This is a genomic window from Paenibacillus foliorum, assembly GCF_013141765.1.
Classification (GTDB): Bacteria; Bacillota; Bacilli; order Paenibacillales; family NBRC-103111; genus Paenibacillus_S; species Paenibacillus_S foliorum.
This window is the reverse complement of record NZ_WHOD01000003.1, coordinates 60,887-77,745: the sequence shown is the minus strand read 5'-3', so window position 1 is coordinate 77,745 and position 16,859 is coordinate 60,887. Positions and strand designations below refer to the sequence as shown.

Here is a 16,859-nt window from a genome sequence, read left to right as displayed (position 1 = left end):
ATTGAGAGTAAACCAATGGACCAAAACACCAAAGGGATATGTCATAATTTCCATGGTTGCCTTTCTATTAATAGCAACGATTTGGTCACTGAACATCAGCGGCATTAATAATGGCATCATTGCCGTCGGGGTTTCTACAGTCGTTGATATCCTCTGTTCCCGTATTGCCAAAAGGAAGCGAACTTTGCCGGATGGTGCGATTATAACAGGGTTAATCATAGCTTTGATCTTAAGCACAACTACCTCATGGTATATGGTTGCGGCCACTTCCATTATAGCTATTTTATCCAAACATTTACTTGTCTATAAGAAAAAACCTATCTTCAATCCAGCGGCTTTCGGACTGCTTCTGTCCATCCTTTTTTTTCGAACTGGACAAAGCTGGTGGGGCGCATTCGGGGATATCCCTGCATGGACAATTGTGTTTCTTTTAATTGGGGGATATATAGTAACTAACCGTGTGAACAAATTCCCTCAGGTTTTTTCATTTCTTGGAATGTATTTCATCTTATTATTGATCATGGGGTTGATTAATGTCGGAGACGCAACTGACGCACTTCGGCCCCCTTTTATTAATGCGTCTCTTTTCTTTGCACTTTTTATGCTTACAGACCCGCCTACTTCACCTGCAAAATATAAGGATCAAGTTATTTTCGGCATCCTTAGCGCGGTCGTGGGGGTGGTTATTTATGGATTATATGGAGGTTTGATGTATTTATATATAGGATTACTTGTGGGGAATTTATACTACTTATTAAAAAGAAGAGTATCTTCACGAGCACTCAATTAAGACCCACATCCTGTTGATGTGGGTCTTTTTCTGCTTTCTGTAGTTCTTGGATGATTAGCGCCCTCCATTACGCACAAACGTAGGGGAATCCATTGCAAAGAACCATCCGGTGAGCTTTGTTAGAGTTCACGCTATGTACCCATAAATGGGATAAGTTTGTTACAATGGTATCGTTATTGAAAATGACGGTAAAGGACTGAATGGACGTGGATCAATACCAAGTAATTCTTCGAGCGTTTGAGAATGAGGATATCAGGGAGCTACACCGATGGTTAAATGATCCGGTTTCCATAGTTAATGAACAAGCCATAGGCTTATATAAAAAAATAGGCTTTAGTATAGAGGGACAACTAAGAAAGCATGCTTTTAGCGATGGGCAGTACTATGATACTTATATTATGGGGCTGCTGGCTTCGGAATGGAATATGAGATGTTTATAAAAAAGAGCAGCCTTCAACAAAAAATGCTGATCTCTTTCCTGTGCTTGATTGTCATTCCTCTAGGGGTATTTGGATATATATCCTTAAGTATCTCCAAGCAAACCATTGAGGAGCAGACCATTACCTCTAATCTCAAAACGTTAGGGCTCATTTCCGAGAAATTAGATATTATGGCGTCGGATCTTACAGCCATATCGAATATTTATTTTTCTAATGAGGATTTGCGTAAAATTTTGATGCAGCCTTCAGTTGAGAAAACGTATGAGGAACGAGCCAAAAAAGAATTTTTAACCAAAATGATTATTAATTTTAAATACGCTTACACTTGGTTGGAATACTATACCTCGATTCTAGGCTTGAACGGCTTTGAGCTGCACACGTTTTATGATGGGCGGGTCGAGATAGATGAATTGAAGAAGGAAGATTGGTATCAGGAGGCATTTCGTCAAAACGGCAGTATCATCTGGGTGTCAGATCCTTCTCCTAAGCTGGCTCGAACGGTTAGTGAAGAGCATTTTGTTTCCGCTGTTCGGGTGCTGAAGGATTTTGAAAGCGGCGCTCCCCTAGGATTGCTTATGATCAATGTTAATGAGAGCTTTTTATTCCAGCAGTATGCGGAAGCTATGAAGGACTACGATCAGCTTATGCTGTTAGATGCCAATGGAACGATTATTTCGACCACTCAAAAGTCTTTGCTGCACCAGAACATCAAGGACACCAAATATTATAACCAAGCCAAGAATGGAGATCGGGGTAGCTTTAAGGATGAGATTGATGGAAAAAGAATGCTCGTAACCTACCATAATGTTAAAAACACAGGCTGGTCGATTATTGCCTATACACCTTTTGATAAGCTGTTTGCCAATATTTATAGAGCCGAGCTATTAATTATCATTGTATTTGTAATTGTTCTATTTCTTTCTATTCTTGTCTCTTATTTTATTGCCAACCGTCTTTCAGTTCCGATAAAACGTTTATATAGAAGCATGCAAAAGGTAGAAATGGGAGACTTGTCGGAACGGACTGATGTGCTGGGAACCGATGAAATAGGGGAACTGGGACGCAAATTTAACCGGATGGTTTCGAGGATCGAGCAGTTGCACGACCGGGTTGTAGCGGAGCAGGAAATGAAGCGGAGAAGTGAGCTGCAGGCTCTGCAATCGCAAATCAACACGCATTTTTTATATAATACATTGGCTTCAATTCGTTACATGTTATTGACCCAAACGGCTGAAAAGGTGGATTCGGTTATCGTAGCGCTTGTAAAGCTGCTCAAGAGAACGTTAACGGATGAGAATGAATATATATCTGTCGGTGAGGAAATCGATAACCTGAGAAATTACGTCTATATTCAAAAAGCAAGGCAGGATGGGAAGCTTGAAGTCGAATTCCAAATTGATGATAGGATTACACATGCCCAAACCTTGAAGCTGCTTCTGCAGCCTATTGTGGAGAATGCTATATTTCATGGAATCGAGCCTAAAGAAGGGACAGGCTGTATAAGTGTGAAGGGCTGGGAGGAGCAAGAGAGCTTGATGTTTGAAATTACAGATAACGGGGTTGGGATTACGAAGCTAGAAACGGGGGGAGCAGCGGATATAACAGAAGCTATTCTCTCTAGGGGGAGCGGGATGGGGTTGCGTAACGTAAACCACCGGATAGTGCTGCATTTTGGTGAGGAATATGGATTAAAGGTATTTTCGCAGGAAGGGGAAGGCACGAAGGTCATCCTTAAGCTTCCCAAATTTGTAAAGACTGAGGAGCTGATATCCTTATGAATGTTGTAGTAGTAGACGATGAGGTGCAGATCCGCAAATGGTTTCATATCCTGCTGCTCAAAACGGGATTACCGCTGCATATCGCAGGTGCTTGTGGCAATGGCAAAGAAGCTTTGGAGCTGTGCCGGGCTTCTCAGGTAGATCTGGTCATAACGGACATTAAAATGCCGATTATGGACGGAATCGAATTGATTAAGCAGCTCAAATCCGAGTTTCCCGCTATACGAGTACTGATCTTAAGTGCCTACGGAGAATTTCACTATGCATCGGAAGCATTGAAGGCTGGTGCGAGTGAGTACATTTTGAAAGCCGAGGTTACGGTGGAAAGCTTGAAGGAAGCTGTTGTAAAAGTAATGGGAGATATCGATACCGAAAAAAAGCGAAACCAGGAAGTGGATTCTTTAAAAAGCACCTTGAATGAAAACCAAAATGCTCTGCGTTCTTTGTATTTTACCGAGCTGTTAAGAGGTGTACCCACAGCAATCCAAGAATTTGATAATAAAATGTCCATCTTCAGGATCTCATTGAACAAAAGGCATATTACATTGATGGCCGTCTGTATTGATGATTACAAGAACACGCTGCAAACCGCTAGAATTAAAAGCAGAGAGCTGCTGGATATGGCGATGCTTAACATAATGGATGAAACCTTGCAGAATGAAGCTAACGGCGGCTGCAGCTTGCTGTTCGAGCAAGGAGTATACGTCGTATTGGTAAATACACAGGGGCATGGCGGGAAATCCGCACGGGAAGCGACACTTCGATATGCCCATCGGATATCCAATCATTTGTATGATTTTATTGGCGTGCCAGTCTCTATTGGCATCAGCCTTACCTATAATGATCTTGCGCTGCTGGGCAGACAATACTCAGAAGCTTATGAGGCACTGAGCAGGAAGCAATTTTATGGAAGAAGAAGTGTTGTTTGGTACGAAGATGTAGAGGATAGGCCGACCAAGAAGGATAATAAGGAGCTGAACGCTGCGCTCTCGGAATGGTCGCATTACTTGGATAGAGGCGATTATGAGCTGGCCAAACGATTCATGCAAGGCTTTATGGAAGAAACGGGGCGCCAAAAGCATGTTCCCGAGCAGGAATTAAAAATGTTTTGCCTGGAAGTCGTGTTTCTGCTGCTTCAAAATTTGCGGCGGAAGCTTAGCCAAGGGATGAATGAAGCACAAGCTGCATTCGATACCGGCTTACCCCATCAGGAAATTAGCCAGCTGATTTCTTTCCATGAGGTTAAAGAATGGTTATTGCTGCGCATTGGGAAGCTGCTGGAGGAAGCAGGCGCTTACCGTCATACATATAGCGAAGCGATTCGCAAAACCTGTGATTATATCTATGCCTCATTCTCTGAGGAGCTTTCACTCCAGCATATGGCTGATCTGGTCCATCTGAATAAGACCTATTTAAGCGAATTGTTTAAGAAGGAAACGGGCACCAGCTTTAACGACTTCCTGACGCAAGTCCGTATAGAAAAAGCCAAGGAGCTTATTCGGGCAGGAGAGGTTAAGATGGGGGCTATGGCTGAGCAGGTAGGTTATCCGGACGGAAGCTATTTCACCAAAGTCTTCAAGAAGGTTACAGGAATGACGCCGATGGAGTTCAAGCAATCTGGTGGTGGATTAAAAGGATAAATTTTCGACAAAGGAACACGATTTCAACAGCGGCCGGAATCCCACATCCATGCCCTCTACAACGCACAAACGTAAATGGTACACCAAGGACGCCGCAAGGCGTTTTTCTCACGAATAAAAGACCAAAACATCTGAACAAATGACCAAAAATAGTTTTTCATTGATTTTATAATAAAACCAAGGGCAAAGAAAATTGCCGAAGATATGATACGAAAAGGCGGGTTGATACATGAAAAAAATGAACAAGATTATAATCGGGACTGCGGCCGTTAGCTTAATGGCTACAATGACAGGCTGCAGCACAGGCGGGAATACGGCACCGGTTAAAGATGCTGGAGGCAGTAAAGACGGTAAACCGGTCGAGATTACGTTCGCGAACTGGATCTCAGTAGAGGATGCGACCAAGGATGCTTATACGAAGCTGATCGCTGATTTCGAACAAAAGCATCCTACGATTAAGGTCAAGTCGCTGGGAATTCCTTTTGCCCAATTCAAGGACCAGGTCCTCGTAAATTCAGCAGGTGGTACCCCGCCCGATGTGACTATGGCGAATCAGAATTTCACGGCTGCCTTCGCAGGAGCGAATATTACAGAATCGCTTGAGGAAGCGCTGGGCAAAGAGTATGTCGATGACATTGTAGCGGGAAGTAAAGCAGGCGTTACTTACAGCGGTAAAGTAATGGCAATGCCGTGGGCGCCGCATCCGAATGCCTTGTTTTGGAATAAAACGTTATTTAAGAAAGCCGGCTTGGACCCTGAGAAGCCACCCAAAACCTATGATGAGTTGATTAGCTACGCCAAGAAAATCGCAGCATTAGGCAAGGATGAGAAGGGCAATCCGATTTATGGAATTGGCGAGAACTCATCTACAGAGTCTTATACAGGCAACATGCTGCTAAGAACGACGCTTTCCTATGGCGGCAAGTTTGTTGATGATAAAGGAGCCGTTGTGTATGACCAAGGCTCGGCATTGAAGGATACGCTGGCCTATTATAAAGACATGATCAATAACAAGGTGTCTCCCAAAGGTGCGGCTATGAAGGATCTTCGCGGCATGTTCGCGAACGGTACGCTTGGAATCCTGATTGATGGGGACTTCGGCCGCAGCAGCTTCCGCACGATGAGTGGAAAAGGTGAAGCTTTTGATAAAGAATGGGGAGTTTCAATTGTACCGATCGGTAAGACAGGTCGCAGTGAAACGGTATTTACCGAGCATCAATTAATTATAACTAAAGCAGGTAAGCAGAAGACAGCCGCGGCTGAATTGGTTAAGTACCTCGTTTCGAAAGACGCTATGCAGATCTATCATAAAACGAATGGCGTCATGTCTTCACGCAAGTCGATTGCCGCTTTACCGGAAATGAACGAGGATGATTATGCCAAAGTATTTAATGAACAGATGAAAACAGCATCGCCGCTTCCAGCTGCAAATCCTAAATTTGATAATGCAATGAAAGAATCGTCGGATATGATTGTGCTTGTAACTGAGGGAAATAAGAGCCCAGAGGAAGCGATTACTACGGTTATGTCTAAAATCAAGGATCTTTACAAGTAACCGTCTCCGAGACAACAAATGAACATTGTAATCGTAGGGACAGTGACAGTCTGCTGTCCCTTTCCTTATTCATACCGAGACATTACACTATCCGACAGATGGGGTGAGGAACTTGAACGCTAGACTTACTCGTGAACAGCGAAACCTTGTATTTGCTTTTTTGCTGCTATTACCTGCAATTCTTCTATTGGGCTTGACGATTATCAGCCCGCTTGTTAAATCCATCTATATGAGCTTTACGGATTATTCCTTACTTAGCAGTGATCCGAAATGGAATGATTTTGGGAATTATTTAACGGTACTGAAATCCGCTGAATTCTATCACTCGCTCAAAATTACTTTAAGCTATGTGGTTATAGCCGTTATTTCTGATTTGCTGTTAGGCCTTGTTATGGCGCTGCTGTTGAATAGAAACATCCGAATGCGAGCTTTTTTCCGCAGTATTGTTATGATTCCTTGGGCTATACCTACGATCGTAACCGCTTTAATATTCATGTGGATTTATCAGTCAGACTATGGGGTTTTGAACTATAGCCTCACGAAGCTTGGGATTATTCATGAAAATATTAACTGGCTGCGCAGTATGGATTGGGCCTTAACCTCCATCATTATAGTGGCCGTATTCCGACAAATGCCGCTGGTTGCTGTCATGCTGCTGGCTGGTTTACAGAGTATTTCGGCGAGCTTATATGAAGCAGCGAGAATCGATGGAGCAGGCGGATGGAAGCTGTTTCTCCATGTAACGCTTCCGCTGTTGAAGCCGGTGATTACAAGTGTTTCATTAATCATGATTGTAAATAATTTCCAAATGTTTACTTTGTTTTTTACTCTGACTGGAGGGGGACCGGCAGGAGCCACTTCTTCCTTAGCCATTCTCACCTATGAAACTGCATTCTCCAGATATGAGCTGGGAAAAGGTTCGGCAATTGGTGTCATTTGGCTCATCATGCTCTTTACCTTCTCCATTGTTTATACCCGTTTTATGAATAGAAACACGGACCACTAGGAGGGAACGCATAATGAATTCGGTTAAACATCTATTGTTCAAAAGAGAAGGATTAACCTACCTTCTGCTTCTCGTCCTACTGTTCTTTTTCTTATTCCCCATCTATTGGGTTGTTGTTACTTCTGTGCAAAATAACAGCGATTTGATGCAGCTTCCGCCTAAATGGGTACCTGTTCATCTTAATTTGTCCAGTTATATGGAAATTTTACAGTCTTCCGTGTTTCTGACCTTTTATAAAAATACGTTCATTGTTGCGTCAGGAGCAACTGTTTTATGCATCTTTGTTGCGATTTTCGCAGGTTATGCTTTATCGCGGTTTCGATTTCGGGGGAGCAATTTGATTACACTGATCTTTTTGTCCGCCCAGATGTTTCCGACAGTCACATTAGTAATAGGCTTGTATTCACAATATCAAGCGCTGCATTTATTGAACACCTTGTTCGTGCTTGTATTGGCTTCGACCATGACGGCGCTGCCCTTCTGCATCATGCTGATGCGAACGTTCTTCAACGGTATCTCGAAGGAGCTTGAGGAGGCTGCGGAGATTGATGGAGCATCGCGCTTTAAGACGCTTTTTATGATTATCGTGCCCCTAGCGAAGCCGGGCATTATGGCGGTTGCCATCTACACGTTTCTAATTGCTTGGGATGACTTTTTATTCGGCCTGACCTTGGTTAGCGATATTGATAAAAGAACATTGAGTCCGGGATTATCGCTTACCTACTTAGGTGAATATTCGTACAATTGGTCCGGTGCAACTGCAGCTGCGGTAACCGCAACCCTTCCGCTATTAATTGCTTTTATGTTTTTGCAGCGGTATATGGTTGAGGGGCTGACGGCTGGAGGCGTTAAGGAATAGCAGCATGATTATAGAAGATTAGAAGGATGATTATAGAAGTTTAGAAGAAATAGTATAGAAAAGCGATGATGAGAGGAGCAATATTAGATTATGGAGACTCAACAGCAACAGCAGAAACGGCCTAATGTGATTGTATTTTTTACGGATCAGCAGCGCTGGGACACATCCAGTCTGCACGGAAATCCAATGCAATTAATGCCTAACTTTGAGCGAATGGCGCTTAATGGAACGCATATTACGCATTCCTTTACATGCCAGCCCGTGTGTGGGCCTGCGAGATCTTGCTTGCAGACAGGCAAATATGCGACAACGACGGGTTGTTTTGTCAATGGAATTCCGCTTCCGGCAGAGTCGAAGACGATAGCGGACTATTTTAACGAAGAGGGTTACAGCACCGGCTATATCGGCAAATGGCATTTGGCAGGGGAAGAGCCTGTTCCTGAGGGGAAACGCGGAGGCTATCAGTATTGGCTGGCGTCCGATGTATTGGAGTTCACTTCCGATTCATATCGTACGGTCATGTATAACAATGACAATGAGCCTGTGAAGCTCCCCGGATACCGGGTGGATGCAATTACAGATGCTGCGATCCGATATATCGATGGGCATCAGGAAGAACCGTTTTATTTGTTTCTTTCTTATTTGGAGCCGCATCATCAGAACCATCTTGATGACTACCCTGCGCCTGACGGCTATAGGGAAAAATATACCGGAGCTTGGCTTCCTCCTGATTTGGCAGCTCTTGGAGGAACGGTCCATCAGCACATAGCAGGCTACTACGGCATGGTGAAGCGACTGGATGAAGCATTGGGACGATTGATGGATGCTTTGAAGTCACTCGATTTGGATGAAAACACAATCGTGCTGTTCACCTCTGATCATGGCTGCCACTTTAAGACGAGGAACGAGGAATATAAACGTTCGGGCCATGATGCTTCTATTCGTGTGCCGACCGCGATTACAGGTCCCGGCTTCGAGGGAGGCCGCCAGCTGCAGAATCTCGTGAGCTTGATTGATTTGCCGCCGACTTTGCTGGACGCGGCGGGAATTCCAGTGCCTACGGATATGCAGGGACGATCGCTGTTAACCGTGGACAAGCCTCCTTGGCCGGAGGAGGTATTCGTGCAGATTAGCGAGTCACAGGTAGGACGTGCGGTTAGGACGAAGCGGTGGAAATACGGCGTAACAGCACCGGAGAAGGACGGCTTCACCGATGCAGGGTCGGACAGCTATCAGGAGACTTATCTGTATGATCTGAAGTCCGATCCCTATGAGCTGACGAATCTCATTGGCCTGGATTCGCATCGCGAGGCAGCTGATATTATGAAGCAGCGTCTTATCCGACGCATGCAGGAGACGGGGGAGAAAGCTCCAATTATTGAGCCTGCGCCAGCCCGTTTTGGGGGACAACGGAAAGTAACGACTAAAGAAGCTAGGAGTTGAATCAGCAAAGTCCTTCACCTGGGAGATTCCTGGGTGGGGGACTTTTTGTTGTTGGGTGGAGCTCCAAATACTGAAAGAGGCATGACTCTAACGGGGATGAATTAGATACTTGCGGACGTTTGAGCAATACATGTACAATGAGGACGAATTGAGCCTTACATATTCTGACGACAAGGCATTATACGGTAGACGATGATGTTAACAAGGAGAGTGTAACCAATGAATGCGCCATTATTTAGAGATCCTGTATACGATGGGGCCGCTGATCCTGTTGTAATATGGAACCATCAGGCCCAAGAGTGGTGGATGATTTATACCAATCGTAGAGCAACAGCAGAAGGCCCCAAGTTCGCATGGGTTCATGGGACTGATTTGGGTGTAGCTTCTTCGTCAGACGGAGGCCGAAATTGGGTGTACCGAGGGACACTTTCCGGTCTGGACATAGAATGGGGACGCAATACATTCTGGGCGCCGGAAATCATTTGCGAAGCTGGCACGTATCACATGTATGTGAGCTATATACAGGGAGTTCCTTATGATTGGGATGGACATAAGCGCCGGATGCTTCATTATACGAGTCCAGATTTGCTGCAGTGGACCTTCCAATCGGAGATCCGACTAAGCTCGGAGCGGGTGATTGACGCTTGTATTCACAAGCTGCCTGACGGACGATTTCGGATGTGGTACAAGGATGAGGATAATCAGTCGCACACCTATGCTGCGGATAGCGATGATTTGTACGAATGGAGTGTGGTTGGGCCCATCATAACGAGCCATCCCCATGAAGGACCGAATGTGTTTGAATTCAAGGGAAGCTACTGGATGATCATCGACGAGTGGAGAGGGCAAGGTGTTTATCGTTCGCAGGATGGTGAGAAGTGGGAGCGCAATGGCTCTATCTTAAGCGAAGCGGGTACCCGCGAGGATGACCGAACGATTGGTCTGCATGCGGATGTAGTTGTTCAGGGAGATAACGCCTACATTTTCTACTTCACTCATCCGGATCGGGTACATCACAATGATCAGTCTCGCACCTATGCCGATCGCCGTTCCTCTATCCAGGTTGCTCAATTAGAGGTGAGGTACGGAGTATTGCAATGTGATCGTAATCAGTCCTTTGAACTTGATTTGACTCAGAATTTCCCAGTGGGATGAGACGGATAACGGAAGGACGTTCTCCATCGAGTTGAGGTTGAAGCTTAATATATAAATTCCAGGACCTGGCCATTGGCCGGGTTTTTCGTGTTTCCCGGGATATGGAGCACACTTTTTTCTTAAAGATGTGGCTAAAACTGAAATCTGCCCTTGAAGAGGTCATGTCGTCATTCGATTTCGGCTTCGTAATCAGCTCAGCGCTGACAAGACCTTACGAACGATAATGGCAGAGCAAAAGACATGATTCAAAGTCATGATCAGCTCCCAAAACCTGCATCTATACAGGCTTTTGACCGTTTTATCGCAGTCTTCGTGAATTCATGCTAATGTGCATCTTTTTTTCATTCTTAGTTGAAAGCGGATCGTTTCGCATGAAAATTGCTGTACTTTCGCATTTTTTTCCTCTTAGCAGCAATTTCAGTAGAAAATAACTGCATGCTCGCAGGATTTTGTGCAAGCTGATGTTCGGAGGAGGGTCAAGCAACGATTTTGAGGTTGAGCCAAAAATGCTTTTACATTTTCTGAGGGGGCCAGCGCCGTTTCTCGTCTTATATAACATGTAGGAAAAAACTTGCTTTTAAGAAAAGCGGAACTGGTGCAGCGGACTGATCTTCGTATGGAAACGGGACCCTTTATTTATACCATTCAGGCTTGCGTATGTACGGTTTTCCTGGATATTATTTGGGTGGTGAAGCGATGGAGCAATGGACGGATGAGCAGCTGGTTGAACAAGTCCGTCAAGGCAATCAGGATGCATATCGAATACTTGTGAACCGGCATAAAAATTATATTTTTTCATTGATATACCGCATGTTGAAGCATCGCGAAACCTCAGAGGATCTATCTCAGGAGGCTTTTATTAAGCTGTACCGATTTCTGGACGGCTACCAGGGCAATGCCAAATTTACTACGTGGCTATATCGCCTAACTGTGAATCTGGTGAAAGATTATCAGCGGTCAAAGGGACAGAAAATCAATGAAACGGTACTGGATAAAGTCAAGGGTTGGTTTGCCAAACGTTCGGAGGGGCCAGAAGAGCAGGCAGAATTGAAAGAGAAGAGGTATCTTGTACAATCTTTGCTCTCGAGTATGCCGGAGAAATATCGATTGATTCTGTATCTGTATCACTATAAGCAAATGTCTTATCAGGAAATCGCCACGGTTACAAACTTGTCGCTAAAAGCAGTGGAGAATCGGCTGTACCGTGGAAAAATTATGCTAAAGGAAAAATGGTTGGAGGTGAACAGAGATGAGTAATCGTAAAAAACACCCAAGCCAAGAGATGCTGACTAGCTACCTTAATAACAGCTGTACGGTGCTTGAGCTTCAATGGATGGATTCTCATTTGGCTTGCTGTGCAGCTTGCCTTGAGAAGCTTGAGCTGGAACGGACGATCAACGAACTGTTGGGTATTCTGCCTATTCTGCAGCCCGCCGATGATTTCACCGATCGTGTTATGCACTCGATCTCCTCAGCAGCAGCCGGCATGGAACCGATTCAGTCTTCACCAGCCACTTCAACAGAACATAAAGGCTATTCCACATGGAAGGTGGAGATTATGCACGGGATGATCGCATTCGCGGGTACCTACATGATCTTTGCTTCCGGAACCTTGCATCGGATCGTCAGTCAGTGGGCTGGACAATTTAGCTTTAGTGTGCAGGAAACGGTAATCAAGTCAATGACCATCAGCAGTAAGCTGCTTGCTCATTTATCTTCATTACTTAGTTATTTATCATGAATCCAACCTTAGGAGGAAATCGCCATGGATGAACACCAGACTAGTAACCCCAATTCCAGTACAAGACAAGAAATACACGATACAGATCCTTTTATTGAAGAACGCCTCAACCAGATGAACATCCCGTTACCCCCGCCACCCTTTGTTCCCTATGCGTATAAAAGCAAGCTGATGGCCGGGTTGTTGGCATTTTTCATCCCTGGTACAGGTCATTTGTATTTGGGTATGATGCAAAAAGGGCTGCAGATCATGATGCTTATTGTTATAGATATTTGCTTGATTATTGCATTCAATTCCGAGAGAAATACGGAGAATCCGGTGCAAACTTTTTTTGGATTGATGCTTCCCGTTATTTATTTCTATAACCTTTTTGACACCATGCATTCAACGGAGAAAGTTAACGCCAGAAATGCGTTCCTTTATCAAGGGGACTCGTATAACGGGCATATCCATAATGGGTTTGACGAGCCAGTGGGCCAAATATTCACTTCGAAAAAAACGGGGCTGCTGCTCATTGCCGGAGGCATAATGATCTTTCTTTTCAGCATAAAGCCGCAGTGGTTTTCCGAGCTACTTCATTTAATGAATTCCTATCTAGGAGCCTTTGTGTTGATAGGTATAGGCATCTTCATGTTTCTGCACAAAAAAAAGTAGCCATATCTTCAGAAAAAATTAAGAGGTTCCATCACTTTATCCTCAGATTTTTCAGATATGATAAGTTGCATCATGTGTCTGGAGTAAAAAGCAGGTTGCGGAGGAGTAAAAAGGATGAGCAAGTTAACTAATTTTTCGATGAAAAACATTGCAGGCATAATCATCATTATGCTGCTGCTGCTTGCGGGAGGCAGTTATTCTGCAACAACATTGAAGGTTGAGATGATGCCGGATATTTCATCTACGCGAGTTTACATCACTGCCCAATATACGGCTCCGCCTAAGGATATTATGGAGCAAATCACCAAGCCAATTGAGAAAGCTGTTTCAGGCTTGCAAGGTCTGAAAAGCCTGACATCGACCTCGCAGGACAATAGCTCAACCATTGTTTTGGAATTTGAGCAAGGTAAGAAAGTGGAGGATGCTAAAAGAGAAGCGGAAAGCATTGTTGCTAACGTCCGTCTTCCTCAAAGCGCAGAAAAGCCTAAGGTGCTCACGGATGGCTTCGCCTCCAGCCCTGTATATTACATGGCCGTATACGGAAACGATGGGATGAATCAGAATGAGCTGGATAAGATGTATAAGGATATCATCCTTCCCGGCTTTGAATCCATTAACGGGATGGATCATGTGGATTCTGCTGGCAATCAAGAAAGCGTGCTAACTATCAAATTGGATGCTGGGGCCATCAACAATTACGGGCTCACACTGTCTCAGGTTACAGGCTTGATTCAGTCAGCTCTAGTTTCCACCCCTGCAGGCTTGGTTGATTTTAATGGCAATACGCATATGGTCCGGGTTCGAGGGCAGCTCAACTCCCTGTATAATCTCGATAATCTCAAAATATCGATACCTCAAGGGGGGACGCTTTTACTCAAGCAGCTCGCCAAGGTGGAAGCGATCAGCGAGTCAACCTTCATCGCCCGGGTGAATGACCAGCCGGCCATTGGCGTGATTTTATACAAAACCAAAGGAGCGAATGAAGTTGAGTTCGCCAACACCGTAGACCGTATGATCGCTGAATGGGAGCAGAAGCTGCCCGGAGTGGAATTTCATATCGTTCTCAATGGTGCAACCTTAATTAAAGAGTCGGTTCATGGCATGGTCCAGGAAGGAATTCTGGGAGCCTTGTTAGCCTCACTCATGATTTTCCTGTTTCTACGAAATGTGCGGATGACCTTGATTGTATTGGTTTCGATTCCGCTCTCTATCCTCATCACCTTGTTGTTCATGAACCCGTTGGGTATTTCACTTAACATTATGACATTAGGCGGTTTAGCTATAGCGGTCGGACGTGTTGTCGATGATAGTATCGTAGTTATTGAAAACATATACAGCCAATTGCAAAAAGCACATGAACGCAATGAATCTGTGATCAAGCTGGCAACTCAGCAGGTTTCTGCGGCCATTACCTCTTCAACCATAACCACAGTCGGGGTTTTCGCTCCGATCGCTTTCGTCAGTGGGGAGATCGGAGAAGTATTTCGCCCCTTCGCGCTGACGCTTGCTTGTGCTTTGATGTCCTCACTCTTGGTTGCATTGACGGTTATACCGATGCTGGCGAAGCTCATGGTAATGAACAGCCGAGCAATACCGCAGCATGATGAGAGTAAGACTGACTGGATGGGGAGCCGATACAAAAAAGCATTGATTTGGTCGCTGAAGCACCGAATCAAAACTTTACTCATGGCTGCTCTTGTATTTGTTCTTTCCATGGTGTTGATCGTTCCGCAGCTTGCTATGGACTTTATGCCGGAAGGCGAGTCGGACGGGCAAATTTTTTATCAAATTGAGATGCCGAGAGAAACATCGATTGAGACGATGAATGCCAAATCGAAGGAAATCGAAGCGATGCTCAGAGAGGCCAAGGACGCAGAGGGCAGCCCTCTATTCATCTACAATGAGGCGCTTGTCGGCTACAGCTTCAGCAGTGAACGAACGGCTTATAGAACTTCGATGTTTACCAAGGTTGCCAAGACAACCAATGCTAATGAAGCCGTTAAAAAATACGAAGCCGAAATTCTCAATTTGCTTCCGAAAGGAGCTACTGTCAAAGGTAAATTATTAAGCGGGGGCAGTAGCGGCGGTGGAGTCGATTTCTCCTACTCTCTGCAAGGAGAGGATCAGCTTTACCTGCAGCAAGCCGTGTTAATGGTCAGAGAGAAAATGAAAGAGTTTCCTGAGCTTTATGATATTACAGACAGTCTAAGTAAGTCCAAATCTGAAGTAGAGGTTACAGTCGATGAAAACAAAGCCGGAATCTATGGATTTACAACCGCCGGAGTGCTGGAAAATGTGCATAACTGGATCAATGAAGAAAAGCTGGGGGACTTGAAATTTGATAATGTAACCTATACGACAAAGGTCATGCTTGACCCGAGGTATAAAAATTCCGTCGATAAGCTGGGAACGCTGCTAATGAAATCACAGACAGGCCAAACCATTCAACTGAATGAAATCGCCAAGGTCAAACTAATCGATGCTCCGGTTGTGATAAGTCGCGAAGCGCAAAAGCAGGTGTTGAAGGTAACTGCCAAAATCGACAGCAAGGATAAAGGCGGCGTAAGCAATAAAGTTTCCGTCGAGCTAGGCAAGCTGGAGCTTCCCCCTGGTGTAGGACGCGAGGTGAAGGGGGTCGCCGATGATATCGACAACAGCTTCTCACAAATGTATGCAGCCATGGCAGCATCTATCTTTATTGTCTACCTGGTTATGGTGCTTGCTTTCGGCAATGCCAGCGCGCCGTTTGCTATATTATTTTCCCTGCCACTGGCAGCAATCGGGGGCTTGTTAGGCCTTCTCGTCACTGGAGAATCACTCAATGTGACATCGATGATAGGGTTCCTAATGTTGATTGGTATCGTCGTTACCAATGCCATTGTGCTAATCGACCGTGTTCAGCAGCTTATAGAGCAGGGGCATAATGTTCATGATTCGTTGGTGGAAGCAGGAATAACGAGACTAAGGCCGATTATTATGACGGCAGGTGCGACCGTTTTAGCGTTGATGCCGCTTGCGCTTGGTTTTTCCAAAGGGACGTTAATTTCCAAAGGACTGGCAGTGGTGGTCATTGGAGGGCTTACGACCTCCACACTTCTCACGTTGGTAATCGTGCCCATTATTTACGAGCTTATTTACGTAGTCAAAAATAAATTCGCTCCAACTCTTAAAGCTCATGCAAATCCTTCATCAACCATTCATCCGTTCCATCCCGAGAAATAAACCATATATGGGTGAACTTTCCTTGCGGTTTATAGATCAATTCCTTGGCACGCAATATATCAGACATTCCAAAGGCTCGGGAAGCATTTCGGATGATTAGCGCAATCGGGTAAGTGGTGGAGTACTTATCTATTTTGATTTCCTTCGTTTGGATCCTTTTGTTTAATTCCTCGATTAACATTTCAATGACCTCAAGGCTGTGGACGCGTTCCTTGGATCGGCCTAGCAGCATCTTGGCTTCTTCCGAATCATAAAATAAATGGGTGATCTCCACACCCATTTTTCTGTGGTAGGAGTCCTGTAGCACGGCATCCGGACGCTCGCGCTGGTATAGCAATCTAAGCTTTTTATCATGGTTTTGGTTATATATCTGGATGAAAATTTTTACCGCCGTACGCTCCAGATCTCGTTTCTCTTGATAACCATGTACCATAATACCCCTCCTAATCGACACCTGATGACTTCTTCTAATTGTCTCATGAGAACGCTTAAAGGACAAGCTTTTGCAAGGCCGGCTATTGCTAAACTTCTAAGAAACGATGATAATTTAAACTATTCGTTGGACAGGAGGAGGTA

General features: G+C 44.8%; 14 protein-coding genes. 13 read left to right on the top strand and 1 reads right to left on the bottom strand.

What is annotated here, in order from left to right:
- Position 1 precedes the first annotated feature (1 nt).
- The 13 genes from GC093_RS00325 to GC093_RS00265 all read left to right on the top strand — a co-directional run bounded on the left by GC093_RS00325 (position 2) and on the right by GC093_RS00265 (position 16,283).
- Positions 2–790 carry an RnfABCDGE type electron transport complex subunit D gene (locus tag GC093_RS00325; RefSeq protein ID WP_171649850.1) on the top strand — a complete coding sequence of 263 codons (789 nt, stop codon included), beginning with the start codon at positions 2–4 and terminating at the stop codon, positions 788–790.
- 206 nt (positions 791–996) lie between these two features.
- Complete coding sequence (locus GC093_RS00320) at positions 997–1,230, top strand: GNAT family N-acetyltransferase (protein WP_171649849.1); 234 nt, start codon at positions 997–999, stop codon at positions 1,228–1,230.
- The gene (locus GC093_RS00315; protein ID WP_171649848.1) at positions 1,221–3,008 is read left to right on the top strand and encodes a cache domain-containing sensor histidine kinase; all 1,788 of its coding nucleotides are present in this window, start codon (positions 1,221–1,223) and stop codon (positions 3,006–3,008) included. The genes GC093_RS00320 and GC093_RS00315 overlap by 10 nt, the downstream gene beginning before the upstream one ends.
- Positions 3,005–4,648 carry a response regulator transcription factor gene (locus GC093_RS00310; protein ID WP_171649847.1) on the top strand — a complete coding sequence of 548 codons (1,644 nt, stop codon included), beginning with the start codon at positions 3,005–3,007 and terminating at the stop codon, positions 4,646–4,648. Before GC093_RS00315 ends, GC093_RS00310 begins: the two co-directional genes overlap by 4 nt.
- Positions 4,649–4,877: 229 nt before the next feature.
- A complete protein-coding gene (locus tag GC093_RS00305) occupies positions 4,878–6,203 on the top strand; it encodes an ABC transporter substrate-binding protein (protein WP_171649846.1) in 1,326 nt (441 codons plus the stop codon).
- A gap of 112 nt (positions 6,204–6,315) precedes the next feature.
- Positions 6,316–7,209 carry a carbohydrate ABC transporter permease gene (locus tag GC093_RS00300; RefSeq protein WP_171649845.1) on the top strand — a complete coding sequence of 298 codons (894 nt, stop codon included), beginning with the start codon at positions 6,316–6,318 and terminating at the stop codon, positions 7,207–7,209.
- Between the two features lie 13 nt (positions 7,210–7,222).
- Positions 7,223–8,068 carry a carbohydrate ABC transporter permease gene (locus GC093_RS00295; RefSeq protein WP_171649844.1) on the top strand — a complete coding sequence of 282 codons (846 nt, stop codon included), beginning with the start codon at positions 7,223–7,225 and terminating at the stop codon, positions 8,066–8,068.
- 90 nt (positions 8,069–8,158) lie between these two features.
- Positions 8,159–9,511: a sulfatase family protein gene (locus GC093_RS00290; RefSeq protein ID WP_171649843.1), complete on the top strand. Its 1,353-nt coding sequence runs from the start codon at positions 8,159–8,161 to the stop codon at positions 9,509–9,511.
- 219 nt (positions 9,512–9,730) lie between these two features.
- Positions 9,731–10,666, top strand: a complete 936-nt coding sequence (locus GC093_RS00285; protein ID WP_171649842.1) for a glycoside hydrolase family protein — start codon at positions 9,731–9,733, stop codon at positions 10,664–10,666.
- Between the two features lie 696 nt (positions 10,667–11,362).
- Positions 11,363–11,923: an RNA polymerase sigma factor gene (locus GC093_RS00280; RefSeq protein WP_171649959.1), complete on the top strand. Its 561-nt coding sequence runs from the start codon at positions 11,363–11,365 to the stop codon at positions 11,921–11,923.
- Positions 11,916–12,407 carry a hypothetical protein gene (locus GC093_RS00275; protein WP_171649841.1) on the top strand — a complete coding sequence of 164 codons (492 nt, stop codon included), beginning with the start codon at positions 11,916–11,918 and terminating at the stop codon, positions 12,405–12,407. The genes GC093_RS00280 and GC093_RS00275 overlap by 8 nt, the downstream gene beginning before the upstream one ends.
- 24 nt (positions 12,408–12,431) lie before the next feature.
- Positions 12,432–13,061, top strand: a complete 630-nt coding sequence (locus tag GC093_RS00270; RefSeq protein ID WP_171649840.1) for a TM2 domain-containing protein — start codon at positions 12,432–12,434, stop codon at positions 13,059–13,061.
- A gap of 114 nt (positions 13,062–13,175) precedes the next feature.
- Positions 13,176–16,283: an efflux RND transporter permease subunit gene (locus GC093_RS00265; protein ID WP_171649839.1), complete on the top strand. Its 3,108-nt coding sequence runs from the start codon at positions 13,176–13,178 to the stop codon at positions 16,281–16,283.
- Here the strand turns inward: GC093_RS00265 and GC093_RS00260 are convergent.
- Complete coding sequence (locus GC093_RS00260) at positions 16,228–16,716, bottom strand: hypothetical protein (RefSeq protein ID WP_171649838.1); 489 nt, start codon at positions 16,714–16,716, stop codon at positions 16,228–16,230. The two genes, GC093_RS00265 and GC093_RS00260, sit on opposite strands and share 56 nt — an antisense overlap.
- Between the last annotated feature and the right edge of the window lie 143 nt (positions 16,717–16,859).

What these genes read in the sequence shown, in the direction of transcription:
- GC093_RS00315 (WP_171649848.1), top strand. Translation starts at nt 1,221, where the DNA reads ATGTTTATAAAAAAGAGCAGCCTTCAACAAAAAATGCTGATCTCTTTC.
- GC093_RS00310 (WP_171649847.1), top strand. Translation starts at nt 3,005, where the DNA reads ATGAATGTTGTAGTAGTAGACGATGAGGTGCAGATCCGCAAATGGTTT.
- GC093_RS00305 (WP_171649846.1), top strand. Translation starts at nt 4,878, where the DNA reads ATGAAAAAAATGAACAAGATTATAATCGGGACTGCGGCCGTTAGCTTA.
- GC093_RS00295 (WP_171649844.1), top strand. Translation starts at nt 7,223, where the DNA reads ATGAATTCGGTTAAACATCTATTGTTCAAAAGAGAAGGATTAACCTAC.
- GC093_RS00290 (WP_171649843.1), top strand. Translation starts at nt 8,159, where the DNA reads ATGGAGACTCAACAGCAACAGCAGAAACGGCCTAATGTGATTGTATTT.
- GC093_RS00285 (WP_171649842.1), top strand. Translation starts at nt 9,731, where the DNA reads ATGAATGCGCCATTATTTAGAGATCCTGTATACGATGGGGCCGCTGAT.
- GC093_RS00280 (WP_171649959.1), top strand. Translation starts at nt 11,363, where the DNA reads ATGGAGCAATGGACGGATGAGCAGCTGGTTGAACAAGTCCGTCAAGGC.
- GC093_RS00275 (WP_171649841.1), top strand. Translation starts at nt 11,916, where the DNA reads ATGAGTAATCGTAAAAAACACCCAAGCCAAGAGATGCTGACTAGCTAC.
- GC093_RS00270 (WP_171649840.1), top strand. Translation starts at nt 12,432, where the DNA reads ATGGATGAACACCAGACTAGTAACCCCAATTCCAGTACAAGACAAGAA.
- GC093_RS00265 (WP_171649839.1), top strand. Translation starts at nt 13,176, where the DNA reads ATGAGCAAGTTAACTAATTTTTCGATGAAAAACATTGCAGGCATAATC.
- GC093_RS00260 (WP_171649838.1), bottom strand. Translation starts at nt 16,716, where the DNA reads ATGGTACATGGTTATCAAGAGAAACGAGATCTGGAGCGTACGGCGGTA.